Here is an 8,993-nt window from a genome sequence, read left to right as displayed (position 1 = left end):
ACAGAGGTATTCATCGCGCGGCTTGGTTGCAACCGGGTTAAAACCTGCCGTGACGTCGCACTTGACGTTTGGGCAACGCTGGGCGAGGGCACGGCCTATGTATCCTTTTATCCGTTTCGCCAAAGAGCTTTACGTTCACCGCAACGATCCAGACTTGCCGCTGGATGGTGTTCACCATTCCACCCACCGCTGCTGGCCGTGGGATTTGGACTTTTGGTGGGAGTTGAACAACGGGCGCACACTCACCCTTTATGATCTGGGGCGCATTCCGCTGGCCAAACGGGTTGGGCTGCTGGATGTGCTGCGCCGCGAGCGTTGGGGCCTCACGATTGCAGGCTCTGCGGTGCGCTATCGCCGCCGCATTCGGGCATTTCAGAAGTTTGAGATGCAGAGCCGCGCGATCGGTTTTGACAAGAAGTTTCTCTATCTGGATCAGTCGATGTGGCGCAACGGCGAGTGCCTTGGCCAAGCGGTTTATCGCAGTGCTGTGACCAACGCCAAGGGGATCGTGCCGCCGGAAAGCTTGCTTGCCGCGTTGGGGGCCGAGCCACCGCAGATGGACCTGCCTGATTGGGTGAAGGCGTGGATCGCCGCCGAGGATGCGCGGCCCTGGCCACCGCAGAACCACCCCAAGCCCTAGGCTGCGCTCAATCGCCCATTTCGGGTTTGCCAACGGCCTGGGCGCTGATGCCCGGCTCAAAGCCATCGGCCATGTCATCCCCCAACATTCGCACCTCACGCTGCGGGAAGGGAATGGAGATGCCGTTTTCCTGAAACGCGTCCCAAAGCGCCAGATAGACGTTGCCGCGAATGTTGGTCAGCCCACCTGTTGGGTCTTCGATCCAGAAGCGCAGGATATAGTCCACAGAGCTATCGCCAAAGCCAACGATATGGCAAACCGGCGGACGCCATGAAAGCACCCGGTCCACGCTTTTGGCGGCGTTGATGGCGATCTTGCGCACGGCGTGCGGATCGTCGGTGTAGGCGGTGCCAAAGTAGATATCGAGCCGGACGAAATCATTAGAGTGAGACCAGTTCACAACCTGATGGGTGATCAGGTCTTCGTTCGGGATGAGGTATTCCTTGCCGTTGCGCGTGGTGATCGAAACGTAGCGCGCGCCGAGCGAATTGATCCACCCGAAGGTTTGGCCAACGGTAATCACATCACCCGGTTTGATCGACTTGTCGAGCAGGATGATGATGCCCGAAACGAGGTTTGACACCACTTTTTGCAAGCCAAAACCAAGGCCAACACCGATGGCACCCGACAGCACCGCAAGGCCGGTGAGATCAAAGCCAACCGCCTTCAACCCCAAAAAGACTGCCGCGCCAAAGAGGGTCACCTGAAGCGCCTTGATGATCAGTTCCTGCATAGAGGGCGAGATGTCTTTATTGGTGCGAATCCGGCTTTGCGCCCTGCGTGACACCAGCCGCGCGAGGAAAAACAGCAGCCCGGTGATGATGAGCGCTTTAATCAACCCCAGCAGCGACAGGCGGAAGTTGCCCGCCTCAAGCGCTATAGAATCCATCAGGGATTCGGCCTCTTGGGATAGCCCAAGGAAATAAAGCGTAACCCATATCCACGCGGCCCAGCGCACCAGCCGCCGCAAAAACAGGTTTTTGATCAGGCGGGTTGCGAGGCCGATGATGAGCCAGGCCAGCGCGATGGTGGCGACAACGCCGATCACATAGCTGCGCGAGGGCCATGTGACCTCCTGCATCACGGCAAACGTGCCCCATGAGAGGACCACAAAGAAGATCAGGGTGAGGCGCTGTTGGAGGATCAGAAGCGTGCGAAGCTGCCACTTGGGACGGCCATCCAGTGTGCGCATCCAGCGTTTCATTCTGGGGCCAATCCAGAGCTTCAGCAACCAAGCCAAGGCAAAAAGGCCAATGATGATAGCGACTTGATAGAGGCGCCACGGCAGAAGCATTGAGCGACCGAAGCTTTCGGCAAGGCCCAGAAGGCCCGTTACCTGATCTTGCAGGGCTTGCTCTTGAAGCGCCTGTTGCTCTGGGTCCATCGCGCCCTCCCCTTATGTACACCGTTGCACGGGGTATGGGCGCGGGCAAGTGTTTGGCACGCTTGCGCTTTTGCGCGGCGGCTTTCAGCGGTGGGGCGGCTCTGCGCCGCGCTGCCTGAAGCGAGTGGCAAACGCGACGGAAGCATTGCCTGGACCGGCAGTCACCTCAATTGGGTTGAGGGCGCCAACTTCAAGGGCGTTCTGCTTGAGCAGCTTGGGCTGGCACTATCGGAGACGCCGGTGACCTTGCCCGCGGTATCCTTTGGGTCTGCCGCCTTGAGGGCACCGTCGCCGCTCTGCCGATCAGGGCTGGCATCGTGGTGCTGTCTGATCGCTTGGGGCAAGGCACCGGGGCGATGCTTGTGCAGCCGTTCAACATGCTGGCACCGCTTTGCCAATAGCTGAACATGCCCAAAGACTTTCCCCTCCAAACAGCCAACACCATGCGCTGCCTCTTGCGAGATTCGTCGCGCGGCTGTAAATCCATTGCCATGACAAGGATCTTCGATATGGACGACCGTGCGCGCCTGCCTTGGCGGTTTTTTGGCGCGTCCCGTGCCATCCTTGCGTCGCCATGAGGCGCGGCGCCCCTGAGCGCAACCTGGCCACACCGTGAAATCAGACCATCAAGGGAGAGGACCGCATGTCCCCCAAGACACTCTATGACAAGATCTGGGATGCCCACCTCGTGCATGAGGCAGAGGACGGCACCAGCTTGCTTTATATCGACCGCCACCTCGTTCATGAGGTGACGAGCCCGCAGGCGTTTGAGGGCCTTCGCATGGCCGGGCGCTCAGTGCGTGCCCCCGATAAAACCATCGCCGTGCCGGACCACAACGTGCCCACCACGCTGGGCCGCGAGAAGCCGGAATCGATGACCGAGGACAGCCGCATTCAGGTGGCCGCGCTTGACAAGAACGCCAAGGACTTTGGCATCCACTACTACCCGGTAAGCGACGTGCGCCAGGGCATCGTGCATATCGTTGGCCCCGAGCAGGGCTGGACGCTGCCGGGCATGACCGTTGTGTGCGGCGACAGCCACACCGCCACCCACGGCGCCTTTGGCGCGCTGGCGCATGGCATTGGCACGTCCGAGGTGGAGCATGTGCTTGCGACCCAGACGCTGATCCAGAAAAAGTCGAAAAACATGAAGGTCGAGATCACCGGCAAGCTTCGCCCCGGTGTGACAGCCAAGGACATCACCCTATCCGTGATCGGTGAAACCGGCACCGCAGGTGGCACCGGCTATGTGATCGAGTATTGCGGTGAAGCGATCCGCGACCTTTCGATGGAAGGCCGGATGACCGTGTGCAACATGGCGATCGAGGGCGGTGCCCGCGCTGGCCTGATCGCGCCTGACGAGATAACTTATGAGTATGTGAAGGGTCGCCCCCACGCGCCCAAAGCCGCCCAATGGGAAACCGCGCTCACATGGTGGAAAACCCTCTTTTCTGATGAAGATGCGCATTGGGACAAGGTCATTACCATCAAGGGGGAAGACATTGCCCCCGTCGTCACTTGGGGCACCTCGCCCGAAGACGTGCTGCCAATCACCGATGTGGTGCCTGATCCCGCCTCCTTCAAAGGGGGCAAGGTTGAGGCCGCCAAACGCTCGATCGAGTACATGGGGCTGACGCCGGGCCAAAAGCTTTCGGACATCGAGATCGACACGGTTTTCATCGGTTCTTGCACCAACGGGCGGATCGAAGATTTGCGCGCTGTGGCCGAGATCATGAAGGGCAAGAAGGTGAAAGACGGGCTGCGGGCGATGATCGTGCCCGGCTCGGGCCTTGTGCGCGCGCAGGCCGAAGAGGAAGGGCTGGCCGATATCTTCAAGGAAGCCGGCTTTGAGTGGCGCCTTGCGGGCTGCTCGATGTGCCTTGCGATGAACCCCGACCAGCTCGCCCCCGGCGAGCGCTGCGCAGCCACCTCGAACCGCAACTTCGAGGGCCGTCAGGGCAAGGGAGGGCGCACCCACTTGGTGAGCCCCGTCATGGCCGCCGCCGCCGCGATCACCGGCCACCTGACCGATGTGCGCGAGATGATGTAACGCGATGCTGCCGCAGGGCAGCAGGCTTGATGACCAATACCAGCGGGCGGCTCCTTGAACGGGCCGCCCGTTTTTGTGTTCGATGGGCATGGCGCGATGTGCCAGCAGCGCAACAAGGGTGAGTATCCTGTGATCTCACGCCATTTCCGGGCCGGGCGCGAAGGCTTGGGCGCAGGATGACCGGGATTTAGCTCTCCACCCTGCAAAAGGCGTTGGCCTGTGCGCCTTGTCCTTATCGTTGCTCCCACCGCCTTCGCCCTTCCCGCCGCCGAGCAAGAACTGGCTTCAACCCGTTCAAAACGCTGTCGTCCGAAGATATCGGCAATGCGCAAAACCCCTTCGGAGGCTGCATCAACGCCTGTTCGATGATCCATGGTGACTGCCATGACGCGTTTGGCCTGATCCGCGACACCTGCGGTTTTCAGGGGGAGCAGGGCTTTCGCGCCCTTGGCTGTATCCATGCTATTCAGCCCTGCGTTGGCGCAGCGGTAACGGCACTTGGCGGCAAGCTCTGAGCGGGCCATCCGCCGCGCCGCGCCGCCCTGCGGCGGAACTTGCGTGGGCCTTGCACGTTGTCTCCTCGAAACAATTCGGAGACTGACCATGTCTAGCCAACGCATTCTCATGATCATCCTCGGTATCCTGCTGATCGCCGGGGGCGTGCTTTCAATTGCCCTGCCTTTTGCCTCCTCCTTGGCCGCCACGATCATCGTTGGCTGGACGTTGATCCTTGCTGGCGTCCTTCACCTGATCGCCGCAGTACGCGAGGCCGAAGCGCGGTGGTGGAACGGCGGCTTTGGCTTGCTTGAGGCCTTCATCGGTTTTTCGTTCCTGTTTGATCCGCTGGCCGGAATGATCTCGCTCGCGGCTCTCCTTGGCGTGTTGTTTCTATCGGCTGGCGCAATGCAGCTTTGGCTGGCGTGGCGTGAGCGGGAAAATACCACTGTTTGGCCGCTTGTGATCTCTGGCGGGCTATCCGTGGCGCTGGGCGCGATGATCGCCTTCAACCTCTTCACCGCGGCAGCCACCGTGCCCGGCATCCTGCTGGGGGTTGAGCTTATCTCCACCGGCGTTGCCTTCCTGATGCTGCGTCCCCGCCAGCTACGGCGCGGGTTTGAAGAGGCGCACAGCAACCTGGACGAGCAACACCAGAAATAGCCCGCGCGGGAATTTCGGTCGGGTGGACCTGAGCCTCTTGAACCGTTTCCCACCTTTCACATGCGCTCTTTTTAATGCGTGCAAGGAAGCCCTCGGCATCTTGCAACCCGCACGCCTTTTAGGCACAAAGACGCGACCGTTCGGAAAGGATATCGCGATGGAAAAATTCACCAAGCTCACCGGCACCGCTGCCCCCATGCCGCTTGTGAACATCGACACCGACATGATTATCCCCAAACAGTTTCTCAAGACCATCAAGCGTGAAGGTCTGGGCGCGAACCTGTTTGACGAGATGCGCTATGACGACGATGGCAACGAAATCGAAAGCTTTGTGCTCAACAAGCCCGCCTATCGCGACGCGCAGATCATCGTTGCCGGAGATAACTTTGGCTGCGGCTCCTCGCGCGAGCATGCGCCGTGGGCCTTGCTCGACTTTGGCGTGCGTTGCGTGATCTCGACCAGCTTTGCCGACATCTTCTTCAACAACTGCTTTAAGAACGGCATCCTGCCCATCGTGCTGCCGCAGGAAGAGATCGACAAACTGATGGACGATGCCTCACGCGGGGCAAACGCCAAGCTGACGGTCGACCTGGAAGAGCAGGTTATCAGCGGGCCAGACGGCGGCGAGATCGCCTTTGAGGTGGACGCCTTCAAAAAGCACTGCCTGCTGAACGGGCTGGATGACATTGGCCTCACCATGGAGAAGGCCGCGAGCATCGACACCTTTGAAACCAAGGCCGAGCAGTCCCGTCCCTGGGTGTGAGCCGCGCGGCTGACAGGATATAGGGCCGCCCCTCACCGGGCGGCTTTTTTCGTGGCCGGGCGGCGCGAAGATGGGAATCAAGCCAGAGACCGCTGTGATCGGTCAAGCTTCCTTAGAGTTCTAGGCAACTGCGCCCTATTCCTTACGGCGGTCTTGGGGCCGAAAATCACGCAACCACGATATCTTGGGGTGCGGCCCAACTCGGTCACGGTGATGCCCACAAATTGATGCAAAGGCGCACCACTTCGCCCGCGAAACGGCGCATTTATTTCGTTAACCTTAACAATACCTTGAGACAGGAAATGAAAGACGGCAGAAATTGGGCAAAGATGAGGCATACTGCCATAATTGGCGGATAACGGCGGAAACAGGCTCACGGCAATGCACCGGAGCGGGCCGTCGGAAAGGGATCGAGAAGTGATCACTCGGATCACAGGCGCCTTGGTGCGCGCGGGACTGGTGGCATTGCTGATTGCAACGCCCTCTTTGCTGTTGCCGGGGATCGGGCCGGATGCGGCACAGATTACCGCGATGCTAGCGCTGTTTGCGGCAGGTCTTACTCTCTTTGAATATGCGTCTAACTACCCGAGCCTTGTAGAATTCCGCGATGCACCGCCGTTCAACCGGCTGCGCTTTGGTTCGCTTTTCATCACTGTTTTCCTGCTCACGATGCTGTGCCGTGGCCTGACCGATGTAAGCGGGGCCACAATGGCCATTGGTGAAATTGGCCGGATCCTTGGCCAGGCGATAGATTTCCCCTATTCGCCCGTGCGTCTGGTTCTGCTGGCGCTGCCCAGTGCGGCGAGCGAGCAGCATGTAGAGCTTGTGCGCTCGGCTGCGGGCATTGCCTACCTCACCTCGCTGCTGTCTCTGTGTTTCTTTGTGATTGGCATTCGTGCGGGCCGCTGGCCGGTGCGTTCAGGTGCGTTCAATGTGTGGGTGAACCTGCCCACTTTTGATCCTACCGCCGGTGGCGATGTGGTGGATCGTCTCAATCGTGACGCACGGCTTAACATTATCCTCGGTTTCCTCTTACCATTCATCGCACCTGCGGTGGCCAAGGCGGCAGCGGTGGTGTTTAGCCCGCTCGCGCTTGAAGCTCCGCAAACCCTTATTTGGACGATGGCGGCATGGGCATTCCTTCCCTCTTCTCTTTTCATGCGCGGCATCGCGATGAGCCGGATTGCCTCGATGATCGAAAGCAAGCGGCAGCGCGCCTCAGAAGCCCGCGATGCCGAGGCCGAAGGCCATTTGGTCGGGCACGATCCGCTCGCCGCCTGATCCTTCTGCTGGTCGCCCTTGTGGTGGCTGGCCTTCCCCAAACCAGCCATGCCGCAGAAAGCCTGCGCCTTGCAACCTGGTCGCCCGAGCTTACACGCAAGGGTCCGGGTGTGTTGCTGCGCGATATCCTGGCCCGCGATAAGCAGGTGATGGCCACAGTTGCGGTGCTGAAGGCGGCTGAGGCCGATGTGGTGCTGCTTACCGGGTTTGACCATGATCCATCGGGCGCCGCCTTGCAGGCCTACCGTGATCTGTTGCGGGCCGAGGGGTTGGCCTACCCCCACAGCACCGCTGCGCGGCCCAACAGCGGCATGCGCAGCGGGCTTGATTTGGATGGTGACGGCAGGCTTGGCGAGGGCGAGGATGCGCAGGGCTATGGGCGGTTCCCCGGCGCGGGTGGGATGGCGCTGCTCAGCCGGGTGCCGTTGGGTGAGGTGCGTGATCTCGGCGGGGTGCTGTGGCGCGATCTGCCGGGCGGCACGCCGGTGTTGCCCTCCGCCGAGGCCGCCAAGGTACAGCGTCTCTCCAGCGTGGCACACTGGGACGTCCCCCTTATGCTGGAAACCGGCCCGCTCCACCTGCTCACACTGGCCGCCTCAACCCCGGTGTTTGACGGCCCCGAAGATCGCAATGGCAAGCGCGGGCAGGATGAGCTGCGTCTCTGGCAGGCCTATCTCGGCGGAGCCATGGGCGGCCCACCCGCTGGCCCTGCCGTGGTGATCGGGAGGCTCAACGTGGATCCGCTGGATGGCGAAGGGCGGCGCGAGGTGCTGCGCGAACTGCTGCGCGCCACGCTGGTTGATCCGCACCCAACAGGGCCGGGCGGGCTGGCCGAGGCCGACGCCACCCACAAAGGCCCCCCGGCAGAAGACACCGCCGATTGGGACGGGCCGGGCAACCTGCGGGTGGATTACATCCTGCCAGAGGCACGCCTAACAGTGCAGAGTGCCGGGGTGCTATGGCCGGTTGAGGGCAAGCTCCTAGGTGGGTTGGAGCTTGCCACCGCCCGCCGCGCCTCGCGTCATCGCTTGGTCTGGGTCGATCTGGTGCCGGGCGGCTGAGGCAATCGCGTCTTCCAGCGGGCAGAGGGTGACACCGGGCAGCAAGGCGTGCAACGGCACCGGGATAAGTGAAGCAGCCCTTGGCGGGATCTTTAACCATGATTTTATCAAACCAGTTGCCAAAGGCCTTGGCATCAAGGAGTTGCCCTACCCTCATGACGATCCCCTCCGCCGGGCTGGCCGTGTAAGCGGCCTCTACCTCAGACCCTGCACATTGCTCGCGTGTGAGACAGGCTCGCCACCGTGCGCCCTGCTTCTCTTGACCCTGTGAGCCCAAGGGCGTAGGCCCTCGACCGACCCATTTCAGCGAGGAGCCATCCGATGAGCAACCCTTCCCTTCTGATCCTGCCCGGTGACGGTATCGGCCCTGAAGTCATGGCCGAAGTGCGCAAGATCATTGGTTGGTATGGCGAGAAGCGCGACCTCACCTTTGACGTGAGCGAAGATCTGGTGGGCGGCTGCGCCTATGACAAACACGGCACCCCCCTGCACGATGACACGATGGCCAAGGCACAAGAGGTAGACGCCGTTCTACTCGGTGCCGTGGGTGGCCCCAAGTATGACGATCTCGACTTTAGCGTGAAGCCTGAGCGCGGGTTGCTGCGCCTGCGCAAGGAGATGGACCTTTTTGCCAACCTGCGCCCGGCCCAGTGCTT

At 61.2% G+C, this 8,993-nt stretch carries 9 protein-coding genes; 8 read left to right on the top strand and 1 reads right to left on the bottom strand.

The annotated features are described in order from the left end of the window. Positions 1-97: 97 nt before the first annotated feature. The gene (locus tag P1U55_RS15095; RefSeq protein WP_301048459.1) at positions 98-640 is read left to right on the top strand and encodes an acyl-CoA thioesterase; all 543 of its coding nucleotides are present in this window, start codon (positions 98-100) and stop codon (positions 638-640) included. Positions 641-647: 7 nt separating this feature from the next. On the opposite strand, the gene P1U55_RS15090 is transcribed toward P1U55_RS15095, so the two are convergent. Then, positions 648-2,024 carry a mechanosensitive ion channel domain-containing protein gene (locus tag P1U55_RS15090; RefSeq protein WP_301048458.1) on the bottom strand — a complete coding sequence of 459 codons (1,377 nt, stop codon included), beginning with the start codon at positions 2,022-2,024 and terminating at the stop codon, positions 648-650. Between the two features lie 643 nt (positions 2,025-2,667). Here P1U55_RS15090 and leuC point away from each other — a divergent pair. The 7 genes from leuC to P1U55_RS15055 all read left to right on the top strand — a co-directional run. Continuing rightward, a complete protein-coding gene (gene leuC / locus P1U55_RS15085) occupies positions 2,668-4,074 on the top strand; it encodes a 3-isopropylmalate dehydratase large subunit (RefSeq protein ID WP_301048457.1) in 1,407 nt (468 codons plus the stop codon). A 365-nt stretch (positions 4,075-4,439) separates the two neighbouring features. Further along, a complete protein-coding gene (locus tag P1U55_RS15080) occupies positions 4,440-4,589 on the top strand; it encodes a hypothetical protein (RefSeq protein WP_301048456.1) in 150 nt (49 codons plus the stop codon). Positions 4,590-4,677: 88 nt separating this feature from the next. Next, positions 4,678-5,232 (top strand): HdeD family acid-resistance protein, encoded by a 555-nt coding sequence (locus P1U55_RS15075; protein WP_301048455.1) that lies wholly within the window; start codon positions 4,678-4,680, stop codon positions 5,230-5,232. Positions 5,233-5,389: 157 nt separating this feature from the next. Continuing rightward, positions 5,390-5,995, top strand: coding sequence for a 3-isopropylmalate dehydratase small subunit (gene leuD, locus P1U55_RS15070; RefSeq protein WP_301048454.1), 606 nt, complete (start codon positions 5,390-5,392; stop codon positions 5,993-5,995). A gap of 417 nt (positions 5,996-6,412) precedes the next feature. Further along, positions 6,413-7,276 (top strand): hypothetical protein, encoded by an 864-nt coding sequence (locus tag P1U55_RS15065; protein WP_301048453.1) that lies wholly within the window; start codon positions 6,413-6,415, stop codon positions 7,274-7,276. A gap of 23 nt (positions 7,277-7,299) precedes the next feature. Further along, positions 7,300-8,337, top strand: coding sequence for an endonuclease/exonuclease/phosphatase family protein (locus tag P1U55_RS15060; RefSeq protein WP_301048452.1), 1,038 nt, complete (start codon positions 7,300-7,302; stop codon positions 8,335-8,337). A gap of 321 nt (positions 8,338-8,658) precedes the next feature. Then, positions 8,659-8,993, top strand: a 335-nt coding sequence (locus tag P1U55_RS15055; RefSeq protein ID WP_301048451.1) for an isocitrate/isopropylmalate family dehydrogenase, incomplete at its 3' end; no start/stop codon positions are given.

The sequence above is a fragment of the Vannielia sp. genome (genome assembly GCF_029212645.1).
Taxonomy (GTDB): domain Bacteria; phylum Pseudomonadota; class Alphaproteobacteria; order Rhodobacterales; family Rhodobacteraceae; genus Vannielia.
This window is presented reverse-complemented; position numbering and strand designations above follow the sequence as displayed.